Source organism: Pseudomonas sp. RP-B7 (genome assembly GCF_059803535.1).
In genome coordinates this window covers 1-17,500 of record NZ_JAPFHC010000057.1, presented here as the reverse complement: position 1 = coordinate 17,500, position 17,500 = coordinate 1, and the positions used below count along the sequence as shown (strand labels likewise).

The 17,500-nt window shown below is 64.7% G+C and carries 4 protein-coding genes; all 4 read left to right on the top strand.

The genetic code is table 11. The features are described from left to right. The first annotated feature begins 298 nt into the window (after window positions 1-298). Window positions 299-1,717: a type II secretion system ATPase GspE gene (gene gspE, locus OPU96_RS28565; protein ID WP_192301114.1), complete on the top strand. Its 1,419-nt coding sequence runs from the start codon at window positions 299-301 to the stop codon at window positions 1,715-1,717. Then, window positions 1,717-2,925 carry a type II secretion system inner membrane protein GspF gene (gspF, locus tag OPU96_RS28560; protein WP_192301113.1) on the top strand — a complete coding sequence of 403 codons (1,209 nt, stop codon included), beginning with the start codon at window positions 1,717-1,719 and terminating at the stop codon, window positions 2,923-2,925. Before gspE ends, gspF begins: the two co-directional genes overlap by 1 nt. A 473-nt stretch (window positions 2,926-3,398) precedes the next feature. Further along, entirely contained in the window at window positions 3,399-4,574 is a 1,176-nt protein-coding gene (locus tag OPU96_RS28555; protein ID WP_498560168.1) for a substrate-binding domain-containing protein, read from the top strand. Window positions 4,575-4,756: 182 nt separating this feature from the next. Beyond that, entirely contained in the window at window positions 4,757-17,326 is a 12,570-nt protein-coding gene (locus OPU96_RS28550) for a filamentous hemagglutinin family protein (protein WP_498560167.1), read from the top strand. The last annotated feature ends 174 nt before the right edge of the window (window positions 17,327-17,500 follow it).

Below are 17,500 nucleotides of genomic sequence, written 5' to 3'. Positions count from 1 at the left end.
ATGAGTTGACTGACACACCGCATTCGCGAGCAAGCCCGCTCCCACATTTGGATCTCCATGTATTCAGATGGAACTGTGCTCTGGCTCTTGATTTTGATCTTAGGCGCCCCGTTAAACACGCTGGCCGGAATTCGACATGGATTACGGGCACACCGAGCCTAGGCGAGGTGCCGAGTGGTGGGGCAAGAGCGTTTTGCTTACTTTTGCGCTTTTCAAAAGTGAGCCGCTGTAAGAGCGGAACCATAAGCCGCCGTTGCCCAAAAAACGGATATGTACACCGACAAACAGGGCCAACAACATGAGCCTACTCCCCTACGCCTGGGCCAAATCCCAACGCATCCTCCTGCGCACTAACGCCGAAGGCCTGCTCCTGACGGTATGCCCCTCAACCCCCGGCTGGTCCATCAGCGAAGTCCACCGCCAATTCGGCCAATCCCCCATCGAACAAGTGCGCGACGACGAACTCGACGGCCTGCTCACCAGCGCCTACGCCGACACCGGCAGCGCCGCCGCCGTGGTCGGCGCGGCAGAAAACGAGGTGGATCTGGACCGCCTGATGCAAGACATGCCCGAAGTCACCGACCTGCTCGACACCCAGGACGGCGCGCCGGTGATCCGCATGATCAACGCCTTGCTGACCCAGGCCGCCCGCGACGAGGCCAGCGATATTCATATCGAGCCCTATGAAACCCACTCGGTGGTGCGCTACCGCGTCGATGGCACCCTGCGTGATGTGGTGTCACCGCGCAAGGCGTTGCACGGCGCGCTGGTGTCGCGGATCAAGATCATGGCCCAGCTCGACATTGCCGAAAAACGCCTGCCCCAGGACGGCCGCATCGCACTGCGGGTGGCCGGGCGGCCGATTGATATTCGCGTGTCGACGGTGCCCACCGGGCATGGCGAGCGGGTGGTGATGCGGCTCCTGGACAAGCAGGCCGGGCGCCTGCAATTGGAGACCCTGGGCATGGAACCGCAGCTGTTGGCGCGCCTCGACACGCTGATCCGCCAGCCCCACGGCATCGTGCTGGTCACCGGGCCGACCGGCAGCGGCAAGACCACCAGCCTGTATGCGGCGCTGGCGCGACTGGATGCGAGTACCAGCAATATCCTCACCGTGGAAGACCCGGTGGAATACGACCTGCCGGGCATCAGCCAGATCCAGGTCAACGCCAAGATCGACATGACCTTTGGCCTCGCCCTGCGCGCAATCCTGCGCCAGGACCCGGACATCATCATGATTGGCGAGATCCGCGACCTGGAGACCGCGCAAATTGCCGTGCAGGCCTCGCTGACCGGTCACCTGGTGCTGGCGACCCTGCACACCAACGATGCGGTGTCGGCGGTCAACCGGCTGATCGACATGGGCGTCGAGCCGTTTCTGTTGGCTTCGTCGTTGTTGGGCGTGTTGGCCCAGCGCCTGGTGCGTCGCCTGTGCCCGCACTGCAAGCAGGAAGATCCGGCCGCGCCCGGTACCTGGCGCCCGGTGGGCTGTGCGCAGTGCAATCAGGTCGGCTACAGCGGCCGCACCGGTATCCACGAGTTGTTCTGCGTCGATGACGACGTGCGCAGCCTGATCCACCAGGGCGCCGGCGAGCAGGACCTGCGCCTGGCCGCCCGCCGCGCCGGCATGTTCAGCATGCGTGAAGACGGCGAGCGCTGGGTGCGCAGCGGCGCCACCGCGCCTGAAGAAATCCTGCGCGTGACACGGGACGCCTGATGAATCGCTATCGCTTCGAGGCCGCCGATGCCAGCGGCAACGTCGAGACCGGGCATGTGGAGGCCGACAGCCAGAGCGCCGCATTTGCCAACTTGCGCGGGCGCGGTTTGACCGCGTTGCTGGTGCAGCTGGAGAGCAACCAGCAGGTCGCCGGCAGCAGCCTGTTCACCCCCAAGCTCTCGGACAACGACCTGGCCTGGGCCACGCGCCAACTGGCAAGCCTGCTGGGCGCCAGCCTGCCGTTGGAAGCGGCGTTGAGCGCAACGGTGGAGCAGGCCGAGAAAAAACACATCGCCCAGACCCTCAGCGCAGTGCGTGCCGATGTGCGTGGCGGCATGCGCCTGGCGGATGCCTTGGCTGCGCGGCCACGGGACTTCCCCTCGATCTACCGCGCGCTGATCGCGGCGGGGGAGGAGTCCGGCGACCTGGCCCAGGTGATGGAGCGCCTCGCCGACTACATCGAGGAGCGCAACAACCTGCGCGGCAAGATCCTTACGGCGTTTATCTACCCTGGCGTGGTGGGGCTGGTGTCCATCGGTATCGTGATTTTTTTGCTCAGCTACGTGGTGCCCCAGGTGGTCAGCGCATTTTCCCAGGCGCGCCAGGATTTGCCGGGGCTGACCTTGGCGATGCTCAACGCCAGCGATTTTATCCGCGCCTGGGGCTGGCTGTGTTTTGCCGGGATCGTCGCTGGTTTCTGGAGTTGGCGCCTGTATTTGCGCAATCCCGTGGCGCGCCTGAATTGGCACAGCCGGGTGCTGCGCTTGCCGTTGATCGGGCGGTTTGTGCTGGGCCTCAACACCGCGCGCTTCGCTTCGACCCTGGCGATCCTCGGCGGTGCCGGCGTGCCGCTGTTGCGCGCCCTGGAGGCGGCGCGCCAGACCCTGTCCAACGACCGCCTCGACCGGTGCGTCTGCGAGGCCACCGCCAAAGTGCGCGAAGGCGTCAACCTGGCCCCGGCGCTGGCGGTGGAGAAGGTGTTTCCGCCGGTGCTGATCCACCTGATCGCCAGCGGCGAAAAGACCGGCTCGCTGCCGCCGATGCTGGAGCGTGCGGCGCAGACGCTGTCGCGGGATATTGAACGGCGGGCGATGGGCATGACCGCGTTGCTGGAGCCGCTGATGATTGTGGTGATGGGCGCCGTCGTACTCGTCATTGTCATGGCGGTGTTGCTGCCAATTATCGAGATCAACCAACTCGTCACCTGACCTACTGGCGAAACCCAATCCACATGCGGGTGCGGGCTTGTGTGGGAGCGGGCTTGCTCGCGAATGCGGTGGGTCAGATATGAATTCATCGACTGATCCACCGCATTCGCGAGCAAGCCCGCTCCCACATGGGTTATGTGTGTTCAGCACATTTATCGTGCTCCCGTTCTACCTCGGGTTCCTCATTCCGTCACATCCCAAGGTCTATACGGCCTCCAGCCCCACTCGCTGAAACCTCGCTGTCACCTGCGCCCAAACCGCTCAAAATCATGACCAAAACACCCGAGAATCTTTTTAAAAATCAAGGCGTTCCTCCCGAGGTTTTTTCCTACAACCGTCATCGGAAACTGCGAATTTCTCTCCCATGGTTTTCACCCCTGGCCACCCCCGCACGACGGCTTGGGACCGAAGCCATGGCGTCATGCAAGAGCCATCTACCCCAAACGTACAAACACGACGAAAGGAGCTTCTTCATGTTTAAGCGCAACGTTCTCGCGGTATCCATGACCCTCGCTGCACTGTGCTCGGCACAAGCTGCATTCGCAGACGTAAACGGCGGCGGCGCCACTCTGCCTCAGCCGCTGTACCAGACTGCTGGCGTACTCACCACCGGCTTTGCCCCTTACATCGGCGTTGGCAGCGGCAAAGGCAAAGCGGCGTTCCTCAACAACGATTACAGCCAATTCGGCACCGGCACCAAGAACGTGCACTGGGCTGGCAGCGACTCCAAGCTGACGGTCGATGAACTGCTCAATTACAAGAACGGTCATGAAGCCGCGTGGGGCAAGCTGATCCAGGTGCCTTCGGTGGCGACTTCGGTGGCCATTCCGTTCAACAAGGCAGGGACCGCTGCCGTTGACCTGAGTGTCAACCAACTGTGTGGTGTGTTCTCCGGCCGTCTGACCGACTGGAGCCAGATCGCGGGTTCGGGCCGTACCGGCACGATCAAGGTTGTTTACCGCAGCGAAGCGAGCGGCACCACCGAACTGTTCACGCGCTTCCTCAACGCCAAGTGCGCCGAGACCGAGGCATTCGCTGTGACCACTAACTTTGCCCAGAGCTACGGCAACGTGACCAAGAAGGTTCCAGCCGGTTCCGTTTCTGCCTCGGGCAGCCAAGCGGTAATGACTCTGTTGAACTCCACCGACGGTGCCATCACCTACATGAGCCCGGACTACGCGGCCACCACTCTGGCCGGTCTGGATGACGCGACCAAGGTTGCCAAGGTCAACGGCGTTTCCCCAGCCCCTGCCAACGTATCTGCCGCCATCGCCCTTGTACCGGTTCCGACTGGCACCAACGTCGCCAACCAGAACGCCTGGGTTCCAACCTTCGCCGCCGCTGCCAGCACTTCCGACCCAAGCGTCGTCGCCTACCCGACTTCGGGCTACCCAATCCTGGGCTTCACCAACGTGATCTTCAGCCAGTGCTACGCCAACGCTGACCAGACCACCCAGGTCCGCAACTTCTTCACCCGTCACTACAACCTCAGCGCGTTCGGCAGCAACGATACCGCGATCCGCAACAACCGCTTCGTGCCTCTGCCAGACTCCTGGAAAACCGCGATCAACGATAACTTCCTGACCGCCACCAGCGCCCTGAGCATCGGCAAGTCCAACGTGTGCAACGGCATCGGTCGTCCGCTGTAACCCCGCTTCAACGACCCGCAACACCGATCAGCAACGGCCTGTGCCGTTGCTGATTTTTTTTGCGTTAGCAGCCCTTTATGAACTTTGCATGACAGAAGTTCAGTCGCGCCCCTCGCCAACCGCCTAACCCTCATACGTGAGCGTGTCTTGCCCCTGGGCAACTACAAAGAAGGAAGATCCAGATGGTCCGCTGCAAACCAACGGTTCACCGCAAAGCCCAGCCCGTGTTGTTGCTCAAGCCCCTGGCGCAGGCCATTGCCTTGTTGATGGTGGCGGGCAACGCCCAGGCGGCGTCGGCGTTCAGTTCCGGCTGGTTTGCCGATAAGGGCGCGTCCCAGGCGGCCACGGCGGCGCGTACCAGTGGGCAGGTGTCGGGCATTCCGACCTTGAACCAGCAGGCGCGGGCCAATCAGCAGTTGGCGCGTTCGATCAGCACGCTGAATACCAGCGTCGCGGCGATTGCCGCGCAGCAGGCGGCGCAAGCGGCCGGGCGGCAGGCGGCATTGGGGCAGGTGTCGACGATTCCGGATGGCTTGGGCAAGGGCGGCTTGCAGGTCGACAACAGCCTGACCCAGGGCTGGACCAACGCCAAGGGCCCGACCCAGACCCAGGCCGGCGGCAAGACCACGGTGAACATCGAGCAGACCGCCGACAAGGCGATCCTCAACTGGGAGACGTTCAACGTCGGGCGCAACACCACGGTGGACTTCCAGCAGCAGTCCAACTGGGCGCTGCTCAACCGCGTCAACGATCCGAATGCGCGCCCGAGTGAAATCCAGGGCCAGATCAACGGCGCCGGCACGGTCATGATCATGAACCGCAACGGCGTGGTGTTCAGCGGCACCAGCCAGGTCAATGTGCGCAACCTGGTGGCGGCGGCGGCGAACATCACCGATGAACAGTTCACCCAGCGCGGCATTTACGTCGATGCCAACGGCACCCAGCCGACGTTTACCGATGCGGCCGGCAAGGTTGAAGTCCAGCGCGGCGCAGTGATCCAGACCCACAACGCCGCCACGTCCACCGATGCCGGCGGCTATGCCTTGCTGCTTGGTTCCGAGGTGGACAACGCCGGTACGATCATCACCGCCAAGGGCCAGACCACCCTGGCGGCGGGTGACAGCTTTTACATCCGCAAAGGTGTCGGCACCGCCGGCAACGAGCGTTCCACCACCCGTGGCAACGAAGTGGCGGCTGGCCTCAACGCTGGCAGCACGGCGGGCAAGGTCAGCAACAACGGCCTGATCATGGCCTCCACCGGCGACATCACCCTGACCGGCCACCAGGTCGTGCAGAACGGCGTGGCCCTGGCCAGTACCTCGGTGGATACGCGCGGAACTATCCACTTGCTCAACGCGGCCACTGACACCACTGGCAGTGTCACCCTGGGCGAAAGCAGCACTACCGCGATCCTGCTGGACGCCAGCGCCAGCACCGCGCTCAACAGCCAGCAGGCCAACGGCCTGAGCAAGTTCGATGGCCTGGCCGCCAACCTGATCAACGGGCAGTTCAATCACCTCAGCGCCGTGGCCGACCGCAGCGACCAATCACGGGTCGAGATCGTCAGCGGCGGCACGGTGGACTTCCAGAACGGCTCGATCACCCTCGCCACCGGCGGGCAGGTCGCCGTCAGCGCCGGGCAACGCAGCCTGGTGCGCGACGGCGCGAAGATCGATGTGTCGGGCGCGGTCGGCGTCAAGGTGGCGATGGAAGCCAACAACATCAAGATCAACGTGCAGGGCAACGAGCAGCGCGATGCGGTGGTCAACCGCGATGGCGGGCAACTGATCAACAACGACGTGTGGGTCGACCTGCGTGAGCTGGTGTTTGTCCCGGCCGGCACCAACGGCTATACGACGGATCGCTGGTACACCGCGGGCGGCTTGCTCGAAGTCGGTGGCTACCTCGGCACCCAGGGCCACTCGGTGGGCGAGTGGATGGCCCAGGGCGGCACCGTGACGTTTACCGGCAAGGACGTGGTGACCCAGCAGGGCGCGCAGATCAACCTGTCGGGCGGCACCGTGGATGTGCAGGCCGGCAAGATCCGCCTGACCTGGCTCAAGGGGCCGGACGGGCGTTTGTACGAACTGTCGAAGGCACCGGGCGACATTCTCTACTCCGGCGTCTACAAGGGGTTTGAAGACACCAGTGCGCGCTGGGGCCAGACCGATTACTACTACAACCCTCTGATCGCCCAGCAAAGCCGCCAGGAGTCCGGTTACACCGTGGGCCGCGATGCCGGCAAGCTGGTGGTCGGCACGTCAGGCGCGGTGTTGGAAGGCCAGATTCTCAGCGACGTGTTCCAGGGTGATCGCCAGACCCGGGCACCGGCGCTCAACCTCGACGGTTATCAGCAATCCCAGAAAGCGCTGGCCCAGCGGGCGCAGTTGATCATCGGGCAATACACGCCGATCTATGACAAGACCACCGGCACCCTGCGTTATGGTCTGACGCCGATGGCGGAGCAGGTGCTGATCGAGCAGTCCGCGCAAAAGATCGCCGCCGGTATGGACTTGAGCACGGCATTGCCCGCCGAGCGTCAAGGCGCGGTGGTGCTGGACGCCGATCAACTCAATGGCTTCCAGCTGGGCGCGATCAAGCTCGGTGCCAAGCAGGGCATCGCCGTCAATGGCGCACTCAACGTCGCCGATGGCGGCGACATCACCCTCTACGCACCGCGTGTCGAGGTGAACGCAAACCTGACTGCCCACGGCGGCAGCCTGAATCTGGGCAACGTGCTCAACCAGGTCAATCTCAACGGCAACAACGCCGTGGCCGACGTGATCCTGGCGGGCAGCGGGCAGATCGACGTGGCCGAGGGCGTCAAGCTGGACGCCTCGGGGCGCTGGAACAATCTGCTGCTGGACCCTGCCGGTGGCGGCAACGGTGTGGCGTACGTGAACGGCGGCAAGGTCTCGCTGCGCAGCAGTGGCGATGTGAGCCTTGGTGCGGGCAGCCTGGTGGAGGTGTCCTCCGGGGCGACACTTGGCGTCGATCGCAGTGTCAACGGTGGCAAAGGCGGCAGCGCCACCCTGAGCGCCCTGGGCGCGTTGAGCCTCCAGGGCGAGGTGCGCGGTTACGGTGTGAGTGGCGGCGGCACCCTGGCCTTGCAGAGCCAGAAGGTGTTGATTGGCGAAAGTGCCGATCCCCTCGCCACCGGCACGTTGCAATTGGCCGGGGACTTTTTCAACAAGGGCTTTTCGGCCTACGACATCACTGGCAATGAAGGGCTGCTCGTCGCCGACGGCACCCAGGTTGACGTGACGGTGCCGGTCTTGCACCTGGGTGACCAGGCGAGTACCGCGCCCAGTGGCAGTGACCCCGCCAGCGCCCTGGCGCGCTGGCTGCCGGAGTTGTATCAGCCGGACGCCGTCAAAGGCGTACTGACCCCACGGCGCGGCGCCAGCTTGAACCTGACCGCCGGCAACCCGTACATCACGGCCGACAAACTGGCGACCACGGCCCTGACCGTCGGCCAGGGTGCGGTGATCAACGTCGACCCGCGCCAGGCCATCAACCTGCGCAGCGTTGGCCAGTTGACCCTCAACGGCACACTCAACGCCTGGGGCGGCAACGTCAGCCTGGGCGGCCTGGCGGTGACCCCGCAGGTGCTGTTGCAGGCGAATGCCGAAGGGCATGGCCGCTCGATCTGGCTGGGTGAACAGGCCGTGGTCGATGTGTCGGCCCGCGCCGTCAGCGCCGTGGACAACCAAGGGCGCCGCTACGGCGTGGTGGACGCCGGTGGCAAGATCCGCATCGGTGGCGATCTTGACCTGACCACCGGCGTCGCCAGCGCCAGCGACCTGTTTGTGGTGGTGCGTGACGGGGCGCGCCTGGAAGCGTCCGGCACCCAGGCCACACTGAATGTTGCGGGGCAGGGCACGGTGCAGGTCGCCAGCAACGGCGGCACCATCAGCCTGGCCTCCAACAACGGCCTGTACCTGGATGGCAGTTTTGTCGCCCGCGCCGGTGGCGTGGGGGCGGCGGGTGGTAGCCTGGTCGTCGCGTTGCAGAGCCCGAACTACCTCAAGCAGTACGCCAGTAACCGGGTACTCAACGGCCGCGAGTTGATCATCAGCCAGACCCACCAGCCCCTGAATCTGGCGGACACCGCCGAGGCCGCCGCCGACAGCCTGGTCTATGGGCATGCGCGGCTCGGGGTGGACCAAATCAGCTCGGGTGGTTTTGACAACCTGGCGCTGATGAGCAATGGCCTGATGAGCTTCGATGGCGACGTGAACATCGCCATGGGTCAGAGCCTGCGCCTGTTCAGCGCCGCGTATAACCTCAGTGAAGGTGCCGCCGCTGGTTCACGGATCAACCTGTCGGCGCCGTATCTGTTGCTGGCCGGTCTGACGACGCAGACCCTGGACCCGAACGTGCGCCCGACCATCAACCTGGGCAAGCCGTCTCAGCTCGCCACGGCGGCGCAGTTCAATGCTGGTGGCGATCTGATTGATGTGCGCGACAACGTGGTGTTTGGCATGAAGGGCAGCCTGTACCAGGCCGACGCCAGCCTGATCACGGTTGAGCGGCGCGGTTTTGATCAGGTGAACCTCACCAGTCAGGGCGACTTGCGCTTCCTGGCGGGTAGCGTTGAAAACGCTATCGTCGCCGGTATCAACACGCAGTTGCTGACCCAAGGCGACATGACTCTGCGCGCTGCGCAACTCTACCCGGCCACCGAAGTCGGTGCGCGTATCGTCGCCGGCTATTTGGGCGATTCATCCACCGTTGCCCTTGGCCTGGATTTTGACCCCTTGCGCACGTTGACCATCGGCCGTGTCGGCAGCACCGATGCACCGCTGCCTTATTCGGTGTTCGGCCACCTGCAACTGGGTGCCGCAAACATTATCCAGGGGGGCGTGGTACGCGCTCCGCTGGGGCTGATCGATATTGGCAGCACGGGCAGCGAGCGCGTGCAGTTGCTGCCGGGCAGCCTCACGTCGGCGAGTGGCAAGGGCCTGGTGATGCCGTTTGGCGGCACGGTGGACGGCCAGGTCTACCGCTATAACGGCAAGCAAGTGGTGTTTGTCGGGCAAGGCGGGCTCAGTGCCAGCGGTCAGGATCTGGGGATTGGCGTGATCCTGGGCGGCAAGACCGTCGCCGTGCTGCCCGATGCCACCGTGGACCTGTCCGGCGGCGGCGAATTGCTGGGTGCCGGGTTTGTGTCCGGGCGCGGCGGCTCCACCGATGCGCGCTACAACCCGCTGGTGCAAGTGGGCGCCAACGGTGGGTTCAGCCTGCCGGGCCTGTCCACCAACCCGATCTACGCGATTGTGCCGGGGGTGCAGCCCGTTGCCGCGCCTGTGGCGGGGGAGGCCGGGGCGGTCACGCCGTTGGTTGGCCAGCAAGTCACGATCGGCGCCGGTATACCGGGGCTGCCCGCCGGAACTTACACGCTGATGCCATCGACCTACGCGTTACTGCCCGGGGCCTATCGCGTTGAAATCAACGGTTTGGCTGGCTTGGGCGGCGATGGCGCGACCCAATTGATGCGCAACGGTTCGTGGAGCACGGCCGGGCGCTTGTCGATTGCCAATACCGGAATCAGCGACAACGTTGCCAGTCAATTGATCCTGACGTCGGCCGATACACTGCGCCGCTATTCCCAGTACAACGAAACCAGCTATGCGCAGTTCGCCAGGGCGGACGCGGCAAAAATCGGCGTGCCACGCCCCATGCTTGAGGTGGATGCCAAGACCTTGAAACTGGCCTTGCGCACCGGTGGTGGTGCGGATGCATTTTCATTCCAGGGTATTGGCCGCTTCGGTGCGGCGCAGGAAGGTTATGGCGGTACGGTAACGGTAGTCGATACGACCCGTGGTGGCATTGAAGTAGTGGGCGCAGATCGGGCGGCGACCCAGGGTTTTGCAGGGATCACCTTGCGGGCTGACAGCCTCAATGCACTGGGGGCATCGCGCCTGGTCGTCGGGGGCATGACCAGCGTCACGTATGGCCAGTCTGGCAACTTCATCACGTTGGTGGATGGGGTGAACGGCGCCCGCAGCAACATTGTGCTGCGTGAAGGCGCGACGTTGGCTGCGCCTGAAGTGTTCCTGGTCAGTCAAACCGGCTCGATCGTCGTTGAGCAGGGCGCTTCGATCAACACTATCGGCCGAGGCAACGCGGGCTACGACGCCCGTGACGGTTTTATTTACAAGGTCACCAACATGCTGGCGGTGTCCAACGGCCTGCTCAATGTGATCGCGGCGCCGGGCATTGGTGGCGAGGTTAGTGGGGGCATCAGCATCGGCACCTGTAGCACCAGCCCTTGCAGTGGGCAGACCGGGCTGTATTCCGAAGGCAGTATCGTCGCTTTGACCGACGCCTCGTTTGCACTGGGCGATCAAGTGCGCTACGGCACGCGTCACCTCAACCTGGGGGTCAGTGCGATCAACCTTGGCAGCGCCGCTGCGCTCGCCGCCGCAGAAGCCGCGAATCAACGGCCGGCAGGCCTCACGTTGTCCCAGGCACTGCTTGACCGTCTGCTGCAGGGCGATACCCAGTTCGGCGCGCCGGCCCTGGAGACCCTGCAACTCTCGGCCCGTGACAGCTTCAATTTCTACGGCAGCACCTCGCTGGATACTTATGACCCCCTGACCGGCAAATCGCGGTTGAGCAACCTGATGATCTCCACGCCGGCGATCTATGGCGCCGGCGGTGCCAACGATGTGGCCAGCATCCACACCGCCAACCTGATCTGGCAGGGCGCGACCAACCCGGCGGGTGCCGTGGTCAGCGGCGGCGCGGGCACCGGCAGCGGGCGCCTGGACATCAACGCCGACCGCATCGAATTCGGTTACGGCAGCTTTGCCCAGCCGAGCACGACCCTGAACTTCGACCGCCTGGCGCTGGGCTTTGCCAACGTCAATCTGAACGCCAGCGAACGCATCACCGCCAACCACAAGGGCAGCCTGTCGGTCTATCAACACCAGGGTGCCTATGACGCGGTGAAGGGTTTCACCTACACAGGCGGTAACCTGAATATCCTCACGCCGCTGATGACCGGTGCCGCTGGCTCAGTCAACCGCATCACTGCCGGTGGCGCGATTGATGTGGCGGCGTCTGCCGGGGCACGCGGCAAGGCCGAGGGGCAGGGTGCCGAATTGTCCTTGAACGGCGACAGCATTCGTCTGGCGGGCGCCGTGGTGCTGCCGAGCGGCAAGGTCAGCCTTGCAGCGCGGGGTGATGTGCAGTTGACGGACGCGGCGTTGATTGATGTCGCCGGGCGTGCGATCACCTTCAACGACGTGACCAAGTACGGCTGGGGCGGCGACGTCACCCTCGACAGCCGCACCGGCAATATCCATCAAGCGGCAGGCTCGACCATCGACCTGTCGGCCCAGTACAACCAGGCGGGTACGCTGCGGGCCGTGGCGCTGGATGCGGCGGGCGGCATCGTCGACCTGCAAGGCACGCTCCTGGGCAGCAGCAGCGGCTACTACGACGCGGGCGGCACCTTGATGCCTTATCTGGCGGGCAGCGTGCAGATCCAGGCCCAGCGCCTGGGCAGCAGCGGTGTGCTGGACCAGCAGTTTGCCGACCTCAACAGCCGCCTCAACATCGGCCAGGTGTTCGGCGCGCGCAGCTTCCAACTCAAGCAAGGCAACTTGACCATCGGCAACGGCCTCAAGGCCGGCAACATCAGCGTCTCGGTAGACAACGGCAGCCTGCGTGTCACTGGCCTGGTGGATGCCAGCGGTGAACGCGTGGGCAGCATCAACCTGGCCGGCAAGCACGGCTTGAGCCTGGACGGCAGTGCCGTGCTGGATGCCCACGGCAGCAAACTGCGGGTGGACAGCTACGGCAAGATCATCGACTCGCCGAACCGTGCCATGGTGGTGCTCGGCTCCGGCGACGGGCGCTTGACCCTCGCCGATGGCGTGCGCATCGACCTGCGTCACGGCACCGCCGGTTCGACCCACAACGACGGGCTCGCGCGTGGCAGCCTTGAATTGAACGCGCCACGGCTGATCAATGCCGATGGCAGCAGCAACGACATCGACATCGACGCCCGTGGCCGCCTGGCAATCCAGGGTGCACGCTCGATCACGCTCAACGGCATGGCCACATACGATGATGCGCCCGTGATCACCGACCCGACGGCCAGCGGGCGACCTTATCAGCAGATCGACCAGGCTTACCTGGATGGCAAGCACGCACTGAGCACGGCGTTTATCAACGCGGCCTTGCTCAACTCGGACTTGCTCAACAACAAGCTCGCCGGGCTCAACAACAGTACGTATGCCGATACGTTCCATCTGCGCCCAGGGGTGCAAATCGTCAGCAGCACCCCGGACGGTGACCTGGTGGTACAGGGCGACCTGGACCTGTCCGGCTATCGCTACGCCAGCCTCAACCCGCACACCCGGCAGACCTCGGTGTACGGTTCCGGTGAATCTGGCAGCCTGACCCTGCGCGCGGGCGGCGACCTGAGCGTTTACGGCAGCATCAACGATGGCTTTGCACCGCCGCCGGAAACCGTGGATGACAAGGGCTGGGTATTGTTGCCCGGCAAAGACTTCAGCGGCGGCGATATCGTCGTGCCGGGCAACGGCGTGACCCTGGCCGATGGCACGGCGTTCCCGGCGGGCAGTACGTTGAACTACGACCTGCCGATCAAGGGCCTGACGGTCGCGGCCGGCACGCGCTTGCCGACGACAGCGGTGTTGGATCAGGCGCTGGTATTGCCTGCCGGTACGGTATTGGCGGCGGCAATACGGGATGCGTCGGGCAATGTGGTGTATGCCGCCGGCACGTTGCTCGGCGAGGCCACCACGCTGCAACCGGGCACCCAGCTGGACGCCGGCACGCTGCTGAGCCAGGGCACGGCCTTGCGCAACATGCTCTGGCCCAAAGGTGTGCCACTGCCGCAGGTGCATCAGGGCACGCTCTCCACCAGTGTGGTTCTGCTCGACGGCAGTCGCGCCTTGCCACGCGGGGCGTTGATCCCGGCCGGTACCAACATCAAGCTGCCCGACGGGGTTGAATCGGTCCAACTGCGTCCGGAAGTGGCGGGGCGTCAGGGCAAGCTGTGGGCCATTGCGCCGATGCTGGCCGAGGGTTCGCAATCCTGGTCACTGCGTCTGGTCGCGGGCGCCGACACCGACGCGGCGGACAGCCGTATCCTGCAAGCCCATCCACGGGGCGGCGACCTGCACCTGGCTGACAGTCACTACGGCATGTTCGCCAAGGATGTACCGCTCAAGGGGGCCCAGACCTGGACCGCTTACGCGGTCATCGACCTTGCGCTCAACGGGATCACCGTGGTCGAAGGCGACCCGATTGACCAGGCCATCGTTGATATGGTCGGGATGGGTACGATCGAGAATTTCTGTGCCAACTACGGCGCCTATTGCGTGGTCAAGGTCAACCAGCTCTGGACCGAGTCCGCCGCGCAGGAACTGGCGGCGATGGGTATCCATGTGTCCAAGGGCGACGTGATTCAGCAAAGCCTGCTGGACCAACTCAACGTCGGCACCATCGAACAGTTCTGTGCCAACTCACCCACGTATTGCTACCTGCCCAGCAGCAAGGTTGCCGCGCCGTCCAGTACCCGCTTCAGCGTGCTGCGTACCGGCACGGGCGACCTGCAGCTGTTGACTGCTGGCGACCTGAGCATGGACTCACTTTATGGGGTCTATACCGCAGGCACGTCCTCCGTCGCGACCCAGGCGGGCGATCCCTACAATCAAGCGCGGACCCTGGGCCGCACTAACACCGTCCTGGCCGATCCTGCCAGCGCCTACGAAAAGTTTGTCAATGGTTCTGCCGACAGCCTGTACCGCGCCTGGTATCCCGATGCCGGCGGCAACCTCACGCTGAACGTCGGCGGGAACCTGACGGGCAATATTACCGGTATCTCCGAGGGCATCGCCGGGCGGCCTGATCCCAAGGACCGTGGCTACGATTCCGCCAGCGTCGGCAACTGGTTGTGGCGTCAAGGCAGCGCCGATGTGGCCACCGGCGGGCAGGCCCAACCCACGGCCTGGTGGATCAACTTCGGCACCTATGCCAGCACCCCTTCGGTCGATCAGATGCTCGGCTTCACCGGCTTTGGCACCCTTGGCGGCGGTGACCTGGATGTCAACGTGCGCGGCAACGCCGGGTTGCTGGACAGCCGGACCAACAGCGCGCTTGATCCCGGTTTGAACCCGCGTACCCAAGGCCTGGTATTGGCGGTGGGCAGCACCGGCCGGATGGCCAACGACGGCAGCCTGGTGCTGAACGGCGGGGGCGACTTGCGGTTGCGTGTCGGCGGCACGCTCAACCCGGTTGGGGGGCAGACGACGGATTTGCGCAACGGGGTGCTGGTCAACGTGCGTGGCAATGCACAGGTGCAAAGCGGCGCGGTGGGCGGTATCAATCTGACTTACGGCAGCACGACCACACAGCACAGCCCTGGCGAAACGCGCGCATACGATCCGTTAAAGGCCACCCGTGGCTTGCCGTTGGGCGCAATTACCCTAGTGCCGGGTGACGCCACGTTCAACCTGGCGGCGGCGGGCGATCTGGTGGTGCAGAATGTGCTCGACCCGGGCCGGGGCTCGGTGGCGAACAAGTCCGCGTTTACACGGGGAGCCGAGCGGGGTGTAGGGGACAGCTGGTTCACGTTATGGACGGATCACACCGCGATTGATCTTTTTTCGGCTGGCGGCAATGTGACGCCGAATGTCAGCGGCGCCCCTTCTGATCTGGCGATCGTGTATCCCTCGATCCTTCGAGCAACCGCCGCCGGTGGCAGTCTCTACTATGGACGAGCGGTGCGAGAATCCTCGATTGATACTGGCTACATCGCTAATCTTCTGCTCGCCCCAGGCGCCAATGGCGAGTTGCAGTTCCTGGCCAACGATTCGATTTACGCGGGCGGCATGTTCGTCACGCCGTCTGCGGCCGACCCCGGCATCATGGCCACCCCTTGGCGGCCGGCATTCGTCGGCACGATCAACGGCCAGACAGACGCCGATAGCCACAATATCTCCGACAGCAGCGGCCTGGTGTCGGGGGGTAGCTTTGTCAGTACTATCCCGCGTCCCTTGTTCACCTTTGGTGCCCCGACGGCCTCTGCGGCGGGGTATGTGCCGACTGCCCCGGCGCGCTTCTACGCGTTGAGCGGTGATCTGATAGGCGTCAGCAGCGGCAGGGTGATTACCTTCTCCACCACGGCTGGAACGCGCAACGCGGGGCAGGTCTGGTACGAGGGCAACGGCGCGGTGCGGATGATGGCCGGGCGCGACATCGTCAGCAGCGGCAGCGCGTTCAACAACACCGTGGGACCGGACTCGGAGCTGCAAACCGGCAACCTGTTCATCCACAACAACCCCAACGATATTTCCATCGTCTCCGCCGGCCGCGACATTCTCTACAGCAACTTCCAGGTCGCCGGTCCTGGTCTGCTGGAGGTGACGGCGGGCGGCAATATCCTGATGTCCGGGCGAGCGGCGGCCAACGGCGGCGAGGTCAGCGTGACCAGCCTGGGGGCGGTGGTGGCGGGCGACAACCGCCCTGGCGCAAGCATCGTGATGCAAGCCGGTGTCGGCCCCAAGGGCCCGGATTACCTGCGTTTCGTCGAACCCTACCTGAACCCCGTCAACCTGGCGCAAGCCGGCGAGTCGATCCAGGGCAGCAAGGTGGCCAAGACCTACGAAAACGAGTTGGTCACCTGGCTTGCCGAGCGCTTCGGTTTTGTCGGCGATAGCACGCAGGCGTTGGCCTATTACAAGGCGCTGCCCGCGGAGCAACAACGGGTGTTCGCCCGTGACGTGTACTTCGCCGAACTCAAGGCCGCCGGCCGCGAGTACAACACCGATGGCAGCGTGCGCCAGGGCAGCTACCTGCGTGGGCGTGCCGCCATCGCCGCGCTGTTCCCGGACAAGGACGTGGCCGGCAACCCGATCACCTACAAGGGCGACATCACCCTGTTCGGCAGTTCGGGCGTGCACACCAACTTCGGTGGCGCGATCCAGATGCTCACCCCGGGCGGCAGCCAGACCTTCGGTATCGAAGGCGAGGCGCCACCGTCCACGGCGGGGGTGATCACCCAGGGTGCTGGCGATATCCAGCTGTATTCCATGGGCAGCATCCTGCTCGGCCAGAGCCGCATCATGACCACTTTTGGTGGCTCGATCATGGGCTGGACCGCCGAGGGCGACATCAACGCCGGGCGCGGTTCCAAGACCACCGTGGTGTACACGCCGCCCAAGCGTGTCTATGACAACTGGGGTAACGTCAGCCTGTCGCCGTCCGTGCCGAGTACCGGCGCGGGCATCGCCACGCTCAACCCGATCCCGGAAATACCGGCGGGGGACATCGACCTGATCGCACCGCTGGGCACCATCGATGCGGGCGAGGCGGGCATTCGGGTGTCGGGCAACGTCAACATCGCCGCGTTGCGCGTGGTGAACGCGGCGAACATCCAGACCCAGGGCAAGTCGTCCGGGGTGCCGGTGGCGGCGGCGGTCAACACCGGCGCCATGAGTTCGGCCAGCGCGGCCGGAGCGGCGGCGTCCCAGGCGGCGCAAGAGGCGGCGCGCAGCCAGCAGGCGGCGGCCAAGCAAGGGCGGCCGTCCATCGTCACCGTGGAGGTGCTGAGCTTTGGCACCGAGCCGGTAGAACGCGGCCCCGAAGACGCACCGAAAACCAGCGGCTACAACCCCAACAGCCCCGTGCAGGTGCTGGGCGCCGGCCCCCTGAGCGACCAGGCACGGGCGCGCTTGACGGATGAGGAGCGCAAGCAGATCAGTTTGTAGACTTTTTGAAGGACCTCTCGATGTACCTTTGGGGCGATCACTGATCGCCCCGTTTTTTTGTGGGCGATGTGAAGCAAGAGGGTGGGCGCAGATCCAGATGTGGGAGCGGGCTTGTGTGGGAGCGGGGGGGGGGGGGGGGGGGGGGGGGGGGGGGGGGGGGGGGGGGGGGGGGGG

What these genes read in the sequence shown, in the direction of transcription:
- gspE (WP_192301114.1), top strand. Translation starts at nt 299, where the DNA reads ATGAGCCTACTCCCCTACGCCTGGGCCAAATCCCAACGCATCCTCCTG.
- gspF (WP_192301113.1), top strand. Translation starts at nt 1,717, where the DNA reads ATGAATCGCTATCGCTTCGAGGCCGCCGATGCCAGCGGCAACGTCGAG.
- OPU96_RS28555 (WP_498560168.1), top strand. Translation starts at nt 3,399, where the DNA reads ATGTTTAAGCGCAACGTTCTCGCGGTATCCATGACCCTCGCTGCACTG.
- OPU96_RS28550 (WP_498560167.1), top strand. Translation starts at nt 4,757, where the DNA reads ATGGTCCGCTGCAAACCAACGGTTCACCGCAAAGCCCAGCCCGTGTTG.